This window comes from Ulvibacter sp. MAR_2010_11, assembly GCF_002813135.1.
Lineage (GTDB): Bacteria > Bacteroidota > Bacteroidia > Flavobacteriales > Flavobacteriaceae > Altibacter.
This window is the reverse complement of the sequence record NZ_PHTY01000001.1, coordinates 2,865,969-2,881,713: the sequence shown is the minus strand read 5'-3', so window position 1 is coordinate 2,881,713 and position 15,745 is coordinate 2,865,969. Positions and strand designations below refer to the sequence as shown.

Genomic DNA, 15,745 nt, shown 5'->3' with positions numbered 1-15,745 from the left:
CGAACAAAATGAAACGCGTCCTTCTACCTACCGATTTTTCAGATAATGCCTATAACGCAATCAAGTATGCCGTGCAGTTATTAAAGGAAGAAACTTGCCAATTCTACTTACTTCATACTTATACACCAGCGATGATAAGTGCCGGAAGTATGATGGATAGTTATTCGGCTCTAACACTTCAAAAGGTTGCTCAAGACAGAGCTAAAAAGCAACTCGATGAACTAGCGGCGAGAATCATTAAAGAATTCCCCAATAGCAACCATAGCTTCACTTGCAATGTATCTTTTAATATGTTGATTTCTGAGATGACAAATAGTATTGAAGCCAACGCAATCGATTTTGTAATTATGGGTACGAAAGGTGCAACAGGCGCCAAAGAAGTTTTTTTAGGTACACGTACTATGTACGCCATCAAGAATTTAGAATGCCCTGTATTGGCAGTACCGGGGCATTTTGATTATGAAGCTCCCAAGGAAATATTATTTCCAACAGATTTTAAACTAAATAAAGACAATAAATTTTTGCCAATGCTCCGTGAACTGTGTGATCAACATGTGGCACGTTTGCATATTTTAAATGCATACTACGGAATTCCATTAACCGAAATTCAAATTGATAATAAATCATTTTTGGATGCCTATTTTATAGATAATGCACATTTGTTTCATATATCCGAAGGGACTGATGTAGTGGAAGCGGTGGCACAATTTCAGATTAAAACAAAGATTAATTTAATGGTAATGATTCATAATAAACACAATTTTTTGGAGAATATCTTATTTAAACCGGTCATCAATCACTTGGTCTACCATACTAATGTTCCTTTTTTGGTAATTCCTTCCGTAGAAAGACAATTAAAATAAAACAGATGAAAACGATTCTTATACCTACCGATTTTTCAAAAAATGCATATTGCGCCTTGCATTATGCCACCCAATTATTTGCTGCCGAAAAATGTAAATTTATTATCGTTCATTCTTTCGAAAATCAAGTTACCCACCTTACCAGCCGGGTTGATATCGGTAAAACCGAAGCGGTGGTAGAGGAATTGTATAATACTTATGAAAACAAATGTGATGAAGTTAAACACAAAATCATATTGGATACTAACCGAGACAATCACAGCTTTAAGGCTATTGCTACTTCTTTAAAATTGTCCAGGGCTATTAATAAATTAATCGAGAAAGAACAAGTGGATTTTGTCGTAATGGGTAGTAAAGGGAGTACAGGTGCAAGAGATATTTTAATGGGTAGCAATACATTGGCAATGATTCAAAAAATTAAAAAGGCACCTTTGCTTGTGATTCCCCACGGCATAGATTATACACCAATAGAAAAAATTGCATTCGCCTCCGGTTTAAAAAGGGGTTTTGCGGAAAATGAACTAAATTCTTTATTGTACCTATCATTGCTTCACAATGCATCGATACAGGTTTTACACCTTCACAAAAAGGAGAAAATGACCGAAATACAAACAGCGAATTTACATCATTTATCTGCACTTTTAAAAAAGAGTAAGCCTGAAAATAATTGGCTACAGGGAGGGACAGATGTGTACGATGCTATTACCACTTTTATCACCAAAGAACATATAGATTTGCTTTCGATGATATATTACAAGCACAATGCAATTGTGCGATTATTTAGAGAAGCTACCGTGAGAGACATAGCAAAATATGCACTTGTGCCATTTTTAATAATTCCTAAGCAGGACTGATATTTATCATAATTTATCTGCGATATACAGGTTAAATTGATCAATAGAAATCATAATAACTATCACGATGAAAAAGAAAATTGTACTACCCACGGATTTTTCTAAAAATGCATGGAATGCGTTACGCTATTCCAGTGAATTATATAAAAATGAAGATGTCGACTTCTATTTACTCAACGCTTTTAGCGTCAATAATTTTGTGTTGGACAATATGATGGTTCCCGAACCCGGCGAAAAATGGTATGAGGAAGCAAAATTGCGATCAGAACTCGGACTGAAAAAAATATTGAAACAAATAGAAATTTTAGATGTTCCTTCCAATCATACTTATTTTATCAAATCTGTATTTAGCACACCGCTCGAGGCTGTTATATCTTTTGTCGAGGAGAAAGACATTGATATGGTAATATCCTCCAGCAAAGGAGAAACAGATGATTTAGATACAATTATGGGGAGCAACAGTATCGACTTTATGGAAAAAGTACGGAACTGTCCCGTGCTTATGATTCCAAAAGATGTATCTTTTCAAGAACCCAATGAGATAGTTTTTCCTACAAGTTTTAAGACACATTACAAACGTAAGGAACTGAATCATCTCTACGAAATTGCAAAAATTACCAATGCACCCATTCGAATTCTACATATATCCAAGAAAAATACGCTCACCAAGGAACAGGAACAACGCAAGGTATTACTTGAAGAGTGTTTTGATGGGTTAAAGTACACCTTTCATTTTCTTCACAACACCGAAGTTCAGACCGGTTTGAACATTTTTACTCAGAGCAGAAACAGTGGTATGATTGCTTTTATAAACAAAAAGCACTCTTTTTTTGGATCCATATTTTCAAAACCAATGGTCAAGGATTTAGGTTTCAGTGCAAAAGTACCAGTGTTGGCCTTACACGACCTTCGAAATTGATATATGATAAAACAAAACTTTCAAATTGTAAAATCATCCGGCGACAAAGTAGATTTCTCGGTGTCCAAATTGCGAAAAAGTTTGTATCGAAGTGGTGCAGATGAACTGACAGTGGATACTATTATTAACGTTGTACGTGATGAATTGTATCAAGGGATTTCTACTAAAGAAATTTACAACCGGGCATTTGCGCTATTGAAAAAGAGCAAATCAATCTACGCCTCCAAATACAAGCTTAAAAAGGCCATATATGAACTCGGACCTACCGGTTTTCCTTTTGAAAATTTTATAGGGGCCTTACTGGAATATTCCGGGTATCAGGTCATTGTTGGCAAAATTATGCAAGGAAAATGTGTTTCTCACGAAGTAGATGTAGTCGCATCAAAAAATGGCAACCACATAGTAGCCGAATGTAAATTTCACGGTGAAAAAACCACGACGTGTAATGTGAAAATTCCACTTTATATTCACTCTCGCTACCGTGATATTGTCGAACAATACAAGGATAGTCCCAATTGCCCTAATGAGGGTTGGGTAGTAACCAATACGCGTTTCACATCAGATGCACTCACCTATGGAAAGTGTGCAGGACTTTATTTGTTGAGTTGGGATTACCCTCTTGAGAATGGTTTAAAAGATCGTATAGACACACTGGGATTGTACCCTATAACCGTTTCAACATTACTTACCAATAGAGAAAAGCAATTTCTGTTGAGTAGAGAAATTGTTTTATGTCGCCAATTATTGAATGATGTCTTTTATTTAGACCATTTAGGGGTTTCAGAAGCCAGAAAAACTAAAATACTATCTGAAATTTCGATGCTATGTAAATCCAATTAATATGAACCAAGTAAAAATCCATTTTTTAGGAGCATCGGGAACAGTAACAGGGAGTAAATTTTTACTGGAAACACCCGGTCAAAATTTGCTTATCGACTGCGGAATGTTTCAGGGATTAAAAGAGCTCCGTGAACAAAATTGGAAGGACTTTCCATTCGATGAGTCAAGGATCGATACCGTTTTATTAACTCACGGTCACTTAGACCACACGGGCTATTTACCAAGGCTGGTTAAACATGGATTCCGGGGTAAGGTAATAGGCACAGCCCCTACCTTAGAAGTTACTAAAATAATTCTTTTAGACAGTGCTAAAATAAATGAAGAGGAGGCAGAACGAGCCAATGAGGATAAATACAGTAAACACAATCCGGCGCTTCCATTTTATACAGTAGAAGATGCAGAACGAACTTTAAAATTGTTTGTTCCAGTAGAAAAGGACACTTGGTATTCCATTTCGGAAGACATAAAATACCGATTCAAATACAATGGTCACATTATAGGTGCCACCTTCATCGAGATAGAGTTGTTTGGAAAGAAATTTGTTTTTTCGGGTGATATCGGCCGACAAGAGGACCTATTATTGTTTCCGCCGGAGAAGCCTGAGTGGGCAGACTATCTCTTTCTCGAAAGCACGTATGGCAACAAATTACATCCACAGGAAAGTGTTTCCGAAAAATTAATTGAACTAATTAACACCACTATACATATTCGCGGCACGCTGATTATTCCGTCTTTCGCGGTTGAACGCTTACAAACCTTAATGTTCTTACTGTGGAAATTATATGATGATAGGAGGATCCCTAATCTACCAATTTTTATAGATAGTCCAATGGGGAATAATGTTTTGAATGTTTTTGATCGTTTTGCGGAATGGCATAAAATCCCTCCGGCAGAATTCAATGCGATGCAAAACAGGATGAATATCATCACTTCCTATAAAGAAACCTGGGAAACAATTGATGATCCTCGACCAAAAATCGTGATTGCCGGAAGCGGAATGATAACCGGCGGCCGGGTTCTAACATATCTTAAACAGTTAATCGATGAACCAACTACTACGGTATTATTAGTAGGTTATCAAGCCGAAGGCACGCGTGGGAGACAATTATTGGAAGGTGCCCACGAATTGAAGTTTTTTGGAAAGTATTATCCCGTAAAGGCCGGCGTGCGACATATTGAAAGCCTTTCGGCGCACGCAGATCAGGCTGGAATAATAGACTGGTTAGACAAAATTAAAAACACACCTGAAAACACCTTTTTAATTCACGGTGAACCTACAGCATCAGATGCACTTCGGGTAAAGATTCAGGATATTTATGGTTGGAAAGTTACCCTACCCAAATTATTTAGCACAGTAGAAATTTTGGTTTAGAATTTTCTTCTATTCTCTCCATACCACCATTTTGGTTTATACTGTTCTTTTACCAATCCAAATTTTTGGATAGCGTTTAGTTTTATATGCTCGACAACTTCTACAGCAGAATCGGTAACAAATAGAAGTTTCAAGTCTTCAGGGCTAATACTTTCATTTTTTGCCATTAATTGAATGTGTTGGCATAATTCCTTATGATATTCAGAATCGAATATTACAATGGGAAAATTCTGTATCATTTTTGTTTGAATCAAAGTTATAGCCTCAAAAAGTTCATCCAAAGTCCCCATTCCACCCGGCATCACTACAAATGCATACGAATATTTTATCAATAAAAATTTCCGCACAAAAAAGTAAGGAATATCAATCCATTTATGAAGGTATGGGTTAGGGACTTGTTCAAAAGGCAGAATAATATTTACTCCCACCGAGTAGCCCCCTGCTTCATATGCGCCTTTATTGGCAGCTTCCATGATACCCGGACCACCCCCGGTCATAATGGTAAAACCTAATTGTGACAATGCTGCACCAATTTTTTCAGCATCCTGGTAATGTTTAGAATCTCGTGGGAATCGTGCCGATCCAAAAACAGTTACGCAGGGACCAATAAAGTGCATTTTCCTAAAGGCCTTTATGAAATTGTACTGTACTTTTAACGTAAATAGAAATTCCTTGAATCTTGATCGGGGTCCTTGGAGAAAGCGGGATTCACTCCTTTGTAAGTGAAACTTATTCTTGTGATTGTCCATCATATTATTTTGTATCACTGAGACTCTACCATTATTTCGATTTCCATTGTTATTTTAGATTTTATTGAATTGGAAATTAAACAAGCTGCTTCGGACTTTTGAACGATTCTTTGTGCACGCCCCCGGTCTTTTTCAGCTTTAATGGTAATAATGGGTTTCAGTATCACTTCGACCATTGCATACTTTCCGTCTATTATATCCAGAATGCCTTGTGATTTGCAGCTGAAGCCGGTAAAGTCCAGTTTAGAGTTTTCGGCAATCGCCAAAAAAGTTGTCATTAGGCAACTACTTACAGAAGCCGTGAACAAATGTTCAGGAGACCAAATATGCGGTATCCCCTTTGGAAACTCCGGGGGTGTGGCAACTTCTATACAATTGGAAGATGGTGTACTGCCATCGGCTAATTCGGGCGAGCACATTATCCCTTTCCTGTCTTGTCGCCAATTGATATCTACATTATAATTGTGTTTTTCCATTATTTAGATTTAATTGAAGGATTAAAATTATATAATCTATACTTCTTCCCGAATGACATTTATCAATTTTTGATTTAAAATTTAATCCCTTCAGAAAAGATTAAAAACTGATAATTGTCATTCCTAAACCTTTAATAGTGAATTACTTTTACTGAAAATTTCTAATAACTCTTTTAATTTAGTGCTATATCTTATGATGATTGCTTTGGAGAATTTTTTTATAAGAAATGTCTTTTAGCCAGCAATGAATATTTAAGAAAAACCGAAAAATATGAGAACAATTCTATTATATAGTAGCCTTATTTTTTTAGCAATCATGTTTAACAGTTGTGGTTCCACTAAATTGGTACAGCAATACAAAAATCCGGATACCGTAAATTTTGAAGCCAATAAAATACTGGTTGTAGGTATTACAACCGATAAAGAACTACGCCGAACTTATGAAAAGAGAATGACTGAAGAACTCGATAAAAAAGGTGTAATAGCAGTTAAAAGTATTGATTTCTTTGAGACATCGTTTACGGACAATAAAAAATCGTTAACACAACTTGACGATATAGAACAAAGACTATTAGAAGCCGGTTTTGATGCAATTTTATTTACCAAAGTTACCGGTAAAGAAAGTAAGGTTACCGTAGTGAATTCGTTTCGTAATTTTGCGAAAAGTTATCAAACCTTTGAAGGGTATTATTACAGCAATCAGCATCTCTATTTTCAGGAGCAGCAAGAACGTTATCAGGTCTATACAACCGAAACATCATTGTATTGTATTTGTCCGGGTAAGGAGCGTGAATTGCTATGGAGAGGAGAAATCGAAGTTGTCGATGCAGACAAAGTCAATCGCAATATAAACTCATTCATAAAGATTCTTTTTGACACACTTTATGAGAATAAACTTTTATTATTATAATCTCGATGAAAGTATTGATTTATAGTACAAAACCATTTGAGATACCTCTGCTTGAATTGGCGAATAATGGAGTTCATGACCTTCACTTTACTGAAAAACGACTCACATCAGATACAGCAATGCTGGCATTAAATTATAATGCCATTTCTATTTTTTCGGCAGACGACGCTTCAAATATTGTCCTTGAGAAATTGCGTGATTTTGGTGTCAAGTATATAACACTTCGTTCTGCGGGTCACGATAACATAAATTTAAAAACGGCAGGATCCTTAGGATTTAAAGTTGCTAATTCACCAAATTATTCCCCTAATGCGATTGCCGAACACGCCATAGCGTTACTTCTATCATTTAATAGAAAGATAGCTTTAGCACAAAATCAAACACTTAATAACAATTTTCTTTTAGATAATTTGATTGGGTTTGATTTAATTAGAAAAACCGTTGGCGTTATGGGAACAGGAAAGATTGGAAGTGTTCTCGTTAAAATTTTACACGGATTTGGATGTACTATTTTGGCCAATGATATCAGCAGCAATGAACAATTGGTAAGAGGTTATGGGGTAGTGTATAGTTCTAAAGAGCAACTCTCCAAAGAAGCGGAGATTATTTTTATTTGCTTACCCTTAAATCAAATTACCCATCATATGTTCGATGAAGAGTACCTCTCCAAGTTTAGGAAAAAACCTATAATTGTAAATGTTGCACGTGGCGCTATTGTTAAAACGAATGAAATTTTAAAGGCGCTTGATACAGGTATTATTAGTGGATACATAACCGATGTATATGAGCGTGAACATGGAGTATTCTTTTATAATCGCTCCAGTGACATCCCTAACGACCCAACATTACATCACCTTATACGTCATCCTAAAACCTTGGTGACACCCCATCAGGCCTTTGCTACGAATGAGGCTTTACAAAATATTGCTTCAGCAACGTTCGACAATTTAAATGCCTGGGAAAATGACAAGCATTCCGTAAACAAGCTTGTATAATCTTATCGATGTAAAAACAGCAGAGGAATTAAGGTTCGGTATACCAGTTGTGAAGAATCGGAGCCAAACATTAATCGCTCTAAGAACGTCTCTTTCTCAATAAATACTGCGTGAAGATCTACTTTTAAAAGTTGTGTCGCAGTATTTACTGCAATAAGTCCCGGAATAGTTTGAAGGCGGTAATAAGTATATGGATATTCAGTAAATAACGCCCGAAGGCATTCATTGTCTTCCTTAACAGAAGTAATAATCGCATCATCATCAATCTCTAAGACATTGAGTTCGCACTGATGCATGTTTAACATTTCTTTAAAAATCTTAATTCCTTCAAAAGAAAAATCCTCACAATATTTTGTAGAAAACAAAGTGCTTTTAATATTTGTGTACGTGTAGTTTTCCGGGATAGTAATTGTTGGACAGGCTATATTTCGAACTATTTGTAGTGTGTTACTGCCAAAGATGACTTCTTTCGCCCCGGTTGCCCCGTTGGTTCCCATAATGATAAGATCGATGGAATGAAATTTGACAGCTTGATCTACCGCCGAAACAAAATCATCGTAATCAAATAAGCCATGAAAAGTATAGGACTGCGATTTGTACTGCTTACTCAGTTTTTTTACTAGTTGAATTATCAACCTTTTATTGTCGGTCACTATACTATCGTAAATTGTATCCGTTTTGGAACCAGATATAAGATCATCACTTATGTATTCTGAAACTTTCTGCACATTGAGTATATAGAAATTGCAGGTCCAATTTGCAAAAAAGCGCATCGCATAATCGATAGCGTTAAGTGAATTTGCTGAAAAGTCTGTAGGTAATAGGATGTTTTTCATTGTTAAAAAGTTTATCCAACGAATGTAAATCCTATAGGAAAGAAAAAGAATGAGATATGTCAGTTTATGGAAGAAGTTGTACTTAAAATTTTTAATAAATCAACTCTTCCGGCAACTACAAAAGCAAAGCCATGTCATTATTGGATAACAGGTTTTTTTAGGGAAGGACAATTAGATGCTGTGATCCTGGGTGGATATTCTTGGTAAGCATAACAATCACAACAAAATAGGCGTGTTTTGTATTAAATGAAGTCTATTTTACGGGTCTAATTTGACATTATAAAATTTATTAATTCATCTGTTTCGATTTGGTCAATAGGGTGTTTTACACCGTCAAGTTGTATTAGTTTAGAATTTGGTAATATATTTGAAGCATAAGCTGATTCTTCATAGCTTACCATAGTGTCTAGACTTCCAATACCAATGATTACTTTTTGATTTATTTTTTTTAGATCATCATCAACTAATTTGGCGCCTTTTGCCATATTTAGCATCATATCGGCCGTCATATTCATGACGACTTTCCAATCTTGTGGGTAATGCACCTGCTTTAAATTTTCGGCGAAGAGCGGTATTTTTTCTTCAATTTTATTGGGATTTAACATTTTAACTTCAATTTCTGCCGACTCTCTATCCCATTTAAACTTTGTGCCAAGAGTATAAATTTTTTTGACTTTTTCAGGTAGTTTCAATGCCACATTTAAAGCCACATATCCTCCCATACTATATCCAAAAATTGTTACTTCATTAATTGAATTTGCTTTTATATGATCTATGACATTATCTGTAAATAATCGAATTGAAAACTCACTCCCATATGCTGTCCCTCCATGTCCTTCAAAATTTATGGCGTGTACATTATAAGTTTCTTCTAATCTTTTCTTCGAAGCGTTGAATTGATCTTTGCTGCCTAATGCTCCGTGCAATAGTAAAAGTGTTTCTTTCATGTTTTAAGAGGTTTATAAATGTAAAGATCTTAGAGATAGGAAATAACAAGTCAGTATTTTTTAGCCATTGGCATGCGCAATTTTTCTTTGTCTATATTTTCTTTTTGTTCTAATAATTCTATATCTAAAATCATCATAAAATAAGCTGATTAGCAAAATAACCACTCCAAAAATCAGCGTATTTAATTCCAAGTCTAATCTTGAATAAAAGAATCCGCCGACCAATCCACCAAGAAAGAAAAAGGAAATTATATAAATGCGTAATTTTATAGTGGCTTTGATTTTTTCTCGATAAGGATGAGAATCAGGGAAGAAAAGTTGAGACAATTCAATGCCTAAATCGGTAAAAAGGCCAGTTAGGTGTGTTGTTCTTACGACCGCATTAGAAATTTTTGTAACAAAAGAGTTCTGAATTCCCATTGCAAAAAGCAGTGAACAAACGATTAAATCGGGGTATTTTATTTCTGAAAAATAATTTAGAAATACGATCGCTGTTAAGACCAAACATTCGATTAGTGTGGGTAAGACAAATACATTTAGTTTTTTATTCTTTTTGTATTTCTCAATTAAAAAACCAGACACAAAAGAGCCTAAAAGGAACACAAAAATATAAAGAAAGTACACAGTTCCTTTCCAAAACTCGAAATGAGCAAGATCGTACATAAACAGAGCAAAATGGCCGGTTACATTCGTTGTCAATTGATTAAAGGCCAGAAACCCTGTAACATTTACAATACCCGCTACAAAGGACAAAACTATTGCAATTTGCAGGTTATGTTTTAACGTTCTGCTTTTGCCTTGATGTCTGAACATTTGGTTTTCATATTAAGGGGTGCGTTCAAGATTCTAATGTATCAAATGTTGCTAACGGTTTTGTGTATGGCCTCGGTGCGGCCGAATTAGAAGTACGGCAAAGCCGCTTAAGTTATTTTTTGATTAGCTAAATGTAGGCAAAATTGTGCGACTTTTCGTTAATCTAACCAACTAAGCGTTGCAGCAATAGGTGATGTTACTTACAGTTTTAACGATTCATCAAAGTCAAATAATGAATTGCAAATACCACGCGATTATTTATGTTCGAATAATCCCCCTTAATACCGTTGTCCGCAAAACCATAGACCATTGATGGAGTTATGTCATTTGTATTTTCAAAATTTTCTATATAACTTTTTAAAAAAGTTGAATTATTAGGTAATCCATTTAGATAATCAAAATATGGACTCTCAGGATATAAATTTATGCTCTCTGAGTCAGGAATTGAAATGCTATATTTTTTCCAAATCTTGTCAAATACTTTTAAATTTTGAATTTTTATATCCATTCCTTGAGGTGCAATGAAAGACCCTTTTCCTTGAAGGCTATTTGAAAATTCATATGAATAATTTGAATAGGCTTTCACTAAATCTGAGCTGCCGTAAGCATCTTTCAAAGACTTGTCATAAATTTTAACTATTTCATTTAATTCTGATATATCATTCTGGCTCCAGTAATTTTCATCATTATATATTGTATTCACATCATTACATGAGTAAAAAAAGGTAATTGTAGTAAGTAGTAATAATTTTCTCAAAATTGTAAGTAACAAGTAATATAGTTCTAATTAGTATAGATATCCGATTCACATTTTGAGTTATCTAATACTAAATCAAGGGGGAGATTATCAAATATAGAAAATTATTTATCATGGCTTCCCGAGTAAACATAGATACCACAACATGCTTTGCATTATGTATTTCTGAAAAAGAGGATTACATACTGTGATCCCTAAAAGGCGTTCCTGAGCAAGCATAGAAACCGGACCTAGCGTTAAAAAAGTGTCCGGTGGACACTTTTAGCGAAGGTGCCAGTCGGCGGAATGGCATCGTTAACTGTGCTTTTTCTTCGCTACAGAGATGTGGAGATTACTCACTTCGTTTGTGATCCCAAAAGGGTATCCTATGCAAGCATAGAAACCGGACCTAGCGTTAAAAAAGTGTCCGGTGGACACTTTTAGCGAAGGGGCCAGTCGGCGGAATCGCATCGTTAACTGTGTTTTTTCTTCGCTACAGAGATCTAAGGATTACTCACTACGTTCGTGATCCCAAAAGGGTATCCTTTGCAATCATAAAAACCACATCCCCGCTTCGCGTGGTTGTTTTTTTGTTTTCTTCCGTTTCACTGAAGCAAGCTTCGTTCACTTCAGAAAACAAAAAACCCACAACTTACGTTGTGGGTTTCCTTTTGCGGAGAAAGAGGGATTCGAACCCCCGGAGGTGTGACCCTCAACAGTTTTCAAGACTGCCGCATTCGACCACTCTGCCATTTCTCCTTTAGCGGTTGCAAATATAGCATCCTTTTTTAACTCTGTAAAGTCTTTTAAAAAGAAATATCATAAAAAAAACCGAAACAATGTTTCGGTTTTAGTCTGCCAAATAAATGGAAGCGTTAGCTGCTATTTTTTCGCAATCTTTGGTGCGCTCATTAGATCTTCGAATAACTTCATGCTGTAATAAGCCGTCTCGTTCGTAATTTCACCTTCATCATTAAAATAGTGAACGTACATGGCAGGAAGAGTCACCGTTTTTTTATCGGACTTGCGTTGGATTCTCATATTCCACCATGACATCACCACTTTTGAATTATTGATGTCGTATTCAAGATAGTCAGGATACCCCACTTCATCAATTCCTTCGAATGTATACATTTCCAGCATTCCTTTAAAGTTGGCCTTGTCTTCTTCCTTCGTAGATGTTTCACCTCGGGGCTGATTTATATTTCTGAAAGTAGCTTTCTCGTTGAAGTAGCTATACGCCGTTTCTATATCATTATTTTCAATGGCTCCGAGCAATTTGCGAACTGTGTTGATGTTTTCATGACTATTGTACAACGTACCATTTTTACGAACTGAAGAATTGTCGCGAATGCTTTGCCATGGATCGGCAGTATATTCTATCATCACAGCAATTTTACCCGCCTTATCCAGATTGTACAACTTGTGAGAAGGTCGATTCATTTTAACCCCGGTCTTATTGTGCATTCCTTTTACTATATCCCATGTCTGAATCCAGACTGCACCGTCTTTATACTCAAGGGCATCGGGATACGCTTCACCCTGTCGGGAAATACTGGCATAGGATAGGTTTTCTTTATTCCATTTAATCCAGCCAAGAAAGTTTTCTTTAGTTGCCCCTTCGTCACTAGGATCAGTGTTATTTCCATTAAAATACTTAAAATTGTCTGCAAGATAAGATCCTGCCATTTCAGCGTCGCCTGCTACAGCTGCTTTTTGCATTGCCTCAACTGCGGTTATCCCGGGATGATCAACATAGACGGTTCCGTTTTTTTTGGTTTGAGAAAAGCAGATGATGGTAAACATCATCATCGAAAGAATTACAAATTTTTTCATGTTAAATTGTTTTGGTTAGTATATATAATGCAGGCAGTTTGCCTGGTTCGTTAATTTAACGCTCAAATACTATTTAAAATGAAATGGGGAAAGATGCGATGATCGCACAGAATTAAATAGGAATAGATTTCAAGATAAGAAATTTAAATTAAGAAACAGTCTAAGTGGCTAAAAAACAGACAATTATTGATACATTACAGAATAAAACCATAAAGTTGTAAGAGAAGACCTACTTAATCTATTATCGCAACTGGTTTTTTATCCTCCCCAACCGCTACAAAAGTAAAGTACCCTGTCACCACCTTTTCGCGATTGTAACTGTACATATCTTCCATAAATATTTCGGTTTTAACTACACAACTACTGCGGCCTACCTTGTCAACCCTTGCTACCAACTCAATAATGGAACCTTGAGGAATAGGCGTGGTAAAATCAATTTTGTCGGTTGAGACAGTGACCATTTTTTTCCGACTAAATCGCGTGGCACATATAAAAGAAGCCTCATCCATTAAATGAAGTGTAGTGCCTCCAAATAAGGTGTCGTAATGATTGGTGGTATTGGGAAAGACCGCTTTAAATATTCGTGTTTCGCTTCGGTCTTTGAGTTCTTGAAGGGTAGTCATAGATTTTCATTTTTAAGCCATTCATTTAACCTATTCGGTTTAATCGCTTAATCCTTTTAGGATTACTAAATTTGTGTTTCAAAGATACTGCAAATGATTTCAAAAACTCTAGATCATCTCCAATGGCGTTACGCCACCAAAAAGTTCGATCCTTCGAAAATCCTTTCCGAAGAAAAATTGAATATACTTAAAGAATCTTTTAACCTTACTGCAACTTCATACGGATTACAGCCACTAAAGATGGTTGTGATTGGAAATCCAAAAATAAAGGAGCAATTGGTTCCCTTAACAATGAAACAGAGGCAAGTGATGGATGCTTCGCATGTTTTGGTATTTTGTATTGAATCCGAAATCAATGATAAATTCATAAAAAAATATTTTAATAAAGTTGAAAAAACACGGAATACGCCACGCGCCATTCTAAAACCTTACGAGACTTTTTTGGTAAATGATTTTTCTGAAAAAAGTGAAGCTACTATCGATAATTGGATGGAAAAGCAAGCCTATCTCGCAATGGGAAACTTGCTTACCGTCTGTGCGCTCGAAGGAATTGACGCCTGTCCCATCGAGGGTTTTGAACCCGAAAAATACGACACACTGCTGAAATTAAAAGAAAAAGGACTTCAATCTGTACTCGTTATGCCGGTTGGGTATCGCGCCGAAGACGATATGTTTGCCGATTTTAAAAAAGTGCGTCGCGGCATTGATGAAGTTGTGATAGAAATAAATTAAGCAATAACATATTACCATTTAGAGATCTTCATAGAGATGTAATCTGCCTTGCAGCCCTCTAACCTCATCTTGTAGGTTTTCTACTTTTTTAAGAAGATGAAAAATAACATCAATACCCTGAGGGTTTACATCGAGATCTCGATGAATCCGTATCATTTTTTCCACATCATCTATCCGTTCCACATGTATAAATTGAGTTTTATTTTTTTCTTCCCACTCCAACAAACCAATTTCATATAAACCGGTGATAAAGGAAATCTCGATATTATAATTTGTACAAAGATCACTTATCGAAATATATTCTGTTGTTTTCATAGCGTGGATATTTTAGATAATTCTTCAAATAATTCTTGTTCTTTTTCTGAAAGTTTTTCAGGAATTTTAATATCATAGATGAGAAATAAATCTCCAAATTCATTTTCTTTTTTATAAATAGGGAAACCTTTACCTTTTAGCTTTACTTTGGTTCCGGACTGAGTGCCGGGCTTTACAGTGAGTTTCACTTTTCCATTAAAAGTTTCTACTTGTATGTCGCCACCTAAAACGGCAGTATATAAGTTAACCGAAACATTTTTGAATAAATCATTCTTTACTCTTTTAAAAGCTGAATTATTCACTATAACAAATTGAATATTTAGATCTCCTTTTGGGCCTCCATTCACTCCCGGACCACCGTGACCCTTAATTTTTATAATTTGTCCGTCCTCTACTCCAGCAGGGATCGTTAGGCGAATATTCTTGCCATTTATAGTTAAAGTCCGCTTGTGTGTAGTGTAGACATCGCGTATGTCCAATTGCAATTGAGCACTAAAATCTTGCCCTTTAAATTTTACATTGCGATTTTGCCCTCTCGATGAAGCGCTACCATTACCAAACATCGACTCAAAAAAGTCTGAAAAATCTGAATCATTTGGCCCTTCAAACGTACTTCCACCTTGATAATTTTGTTGATATTGACGTTGTTGCTGCTTTGCTCGATCGATATCATCGGCATGCTTCCAATCTTTCCCATGTGCGTCGTATTTTTTACGATGCTCGGGATTGCTAAGTACCTCATTGGCTTCATTGATTTCCTTAAATTTCTTTTCGGCTTCAGGATCGTTCGGATTGACATCCGGGTGAAATTTTCGAGCCATTTTGCGGTATGCTTTTTTTATTTCGCTCGCCGAAGCCTTATTGTCTAAACCTAATACTTTGTAATAATCAACGTACGCCATGTGTGTTTCTTAATGCTATTTTAAAGG

At 35.9% G+C, this 15,745-nt stretch carries 18 protein-coding genes and 1 tRNA gene; 8 read left to right on the top strand and 11 right to left on the bottom strand.

The annotated features are described in order from the left end of the window. Positions 1-8 precede the first annotated feature (8 nt). From ATE92_RS13220 to ATE92_RS13200, 5 genes are all read left to right on the top strand, one after another. Complete coding sequence (locus ATE92_RS13220; RefSeq protein WP_100804164.1) at positions 9-863, top strand: universal stress protein; 855 nt, start codon at positions 9-11, stop codon at positions 861-863. A gap of 5 nt (positions 864-868) precedes the next feature. Continuing rightward, complete coding sequence (locus ATE92_RS13215; RefSeq protein WP_100804163.1) at positions 869-1,717, top strand: universal stress protein; 849 nt, start codon at positions 869-871, stop codon at positions 1,715-1,717. 67 nt (positions 1,718-1,784) lie between these two features. Then, positions 1,785-2,636 (top strand): universal stress protein, encoded by an 852-nt coding sequence (locus ATE92_RS13210; RefSeq protein WP_100804162.1) that lies wholly within the window; start codon positions 1,785-1,787, stop codon positions 2,634-2,636. Positions 2,637-2,639: 3 nt separating this feature from the next. After that, the gene (locus tag ATE92_RS13205) at positions 2,640-3,476 is read left to right on the top strand and encodes an ATP cone domain-containing protein (RefSeq protein WP_100804161.1); all 837 of its coding nucleotides are present in this window, start codon (positions 2,640-2,642) and stop codon (positions 3,474-3,476) included. Position 3,477: 1 nt separating this feature from the next. Then, positions 3,478-4,848 (top strand): MBL fold metallo-hydrolase RNA specificity domain-containing protein, encoded by a 1,371-nt coding sequence (locus ATE92_RS13200; protein ID WP_100804160.1) that lies wholly within the window; start codon positions 3,478-3,480, stop codon positions 4,846-4,848. Here the strand turns inward: ATE92_RS13200 and ATE92_RS13195 are convergent. Both ATE92_RS13195 and ATE92_RS13190 read right to left on the bottom strand, forming a co-directional pair. Beyond that, positions 4,845-5,465 carry a TIGR00730 family Rossman fold protein gene (locus tag ATE92_RS13195; RefSeq protein ID WP_232729164.1) on the bottom strand — a complete coding sequence of 207 codons (621 nt, stop codon included), beginning with the start codon at positions 5,463-5,465 and terminating at the stop codon, positions 4,845-4,847. The genes ATE92_RS13200 and ATE92_RS13195 overlap by 4 nt on opposite strands. A gap of 146 nt (positions 5,466-5,611) precedes the next feature. Then, positions 5,612-6,073: an OsmC family protein gene (locus ATE92_RS13190; protein ID WP_198515624.1), complete on the bottom strand. Its 462-nt coding sequence runs from the start codon at positions 6,071-6,073 to the stop codon at positions 5,612-5,614. A gap of 271 nt (positions 6,074-6,344) precedes the next feature. Here ATE92_RS13190 and ATE92_RS13185 point away from each other — a divergent pair, with 271 nt between their 5' ends. Both ATE92_RS13185 and ATE92_RS13180 read left to right on the top strand, forming a co-directional pair. After that, entirely contained in the window at positions 6,345-6,983 is a 639-nt protein-coding gene (locus ATE92_RS13185) for a hypothetical protein (protein WP_157809642.1), read from the top strand. A gap of 5 nt (positions 6,984-6,988) precedes the next feature. Then, a complete protein-coding gene (locus ATE92_RS13180; RefSeq protein ID WP_100804156.1) occupies positions 6,989-7,978 on the top strand; it encodes an NAD(P)-dependent oxidoreductase in 990 nt (329 codons plus the stop codon). Between the two features lie 2 nt (positions 7,979-7,980). On the opposite strand, the gene ATE92_RS13175 is transcribed toward ATE92_RS13180, so the two are convergent. The 7 genes from ATE92_RS13175 to ATE92_RS13145 form a co-directional block, all read right to left on the bottom strand. Then, positions 7,981-8,814 carry a universal stress protein gene (locus tag ATE92_RS13175; protein WP_100804155.1) on the bottom strand — a complete coding sequence of 278 codons (834 nt, stop codon included), beginning with the start codon at positions 8,812-8,814 and terminating at the stop codon, positions 7,981-7,983. A gap of 266 nt (positions 8,815-9,080) precedes the next feature. Beyond that, positions 9,081-9,761 carry an alpha/beta fold hydrolase gene (locus tag ATE92_RS13170; RefSeq protein ID WP_100804154.1) on the bottom strand — a complete coding sequence of 227 codons (681 nt, stop codon included), beginning with the start codon at positions 9,759-9,761 and terminating at the stop codon, positions 9,081-9,083. Between the two features lie 60 nt (positions 9,762-9,821). Beyond that, on the bottom strand, positions 9,822-10,574 hold the full coding sequence (locus ATE92_RS13165; RefSeq protein WP_100804153.1) for a YoaK family protein: 753 nt from the start codon (positions 10,572-10,574) through the stop codon (positions 9,822-9,824). A gap of 208 nt (positions 10,575-10,782) precedes the next feature. Next, the gene (locus tag ATE92_RS13160) at positions 10,783-11,277 is read right to left on the bottom strand and encodes a hypothetical protein (RefSeq protein WP_100804152.1); all 495 of its coding nucleotides are present in this window, start codon (positions 11,275-11,277) and stop codon (positions 10,783-10,785) included. A 707-nt stretch (positions 11,278-11,984) separates the two neighbouring features. Beyond that, positions 11,985-12,069 (bottom strand) — tRNA-Ser (locus ATE92_RS13155). A 123-nt stretch (positions 12,070-12,192) separates the two neighbouring features. Continuing rightward, positions 12,193-13,146: a nuclear transport factor 2 family protein gene (locus ATE92_RS13150; RefSeq protein ID WP_100804151.1), complete on the bottom strand. Its 954-nt coding sequence runs from the start codon at positions 13,144-13,146 to the stop codon at positions 12,193-12,195. A gap of 233 nt (positions 13,147-13,379) precedes the next feature. Beyond that, positions 13,380-13,769: an acyl-CoA thioesterase gene (locus ATE92_RS13145; protein ID WP_100804150.1), complete on the bottom strand. Its 390-nt coding sequence runs from the start codon at positions 13,767-13,769 to the stop codon at positions 13,380-13,382. A 93-nt stretch (positions 13,770-13,862) separates the two neighbouring features. Between ATE92_RS13145 and ATE92_RS13140 the strand changes: the two genes are divergently transcribed. Further along, complete coding sequence (locus tag ATE92_RS13140) at positions 13,863-14,501, top strand: NAD(P)H-dependent oxidoreductase (RefSeq protein WP_100804149.1); 639 nt, start codon at positions 13,863-13,865, stop codon at positions 14,499-14,501. A gap of 18 nt (positions 14,502-14,519) precedes the next feature. Here ATE92_RS13140 and ATE92_RS13135 read toward each other — a convergent pair whose 3' ends face one another. Together ATE92_RS13135 and ATE92_RS13130 are read right to left on the bottom strand one after the other, a co-directional pair. Then, complete coding sequence (locus ATE92_RS13135) at positions 14,520-14,816, bottom strand: chaperone modulator CbpM (RefSeq protein ID WP_100804148.1); 297 nt, start codon at positions 14,814-14,816, stop codon at positions 14,520-14,522. Next, positions 14,813-15,718: a J domain-containing protein gene (locus ATE92_RS13130; RefSeq protein ID WP_100804147.1), complete on the bottom strand. Its 906-nt coding sequence runs from the start codon at positions 15,716-15,718 to the stop codon at positions 14,813-14,815. Before ATE92_RS13130 ends, ATE92_RS13135 begins: the two co-directional genes overlap by 4 nt. Positions 15,719-15,745: the final 27 nt, after the last annotated feature.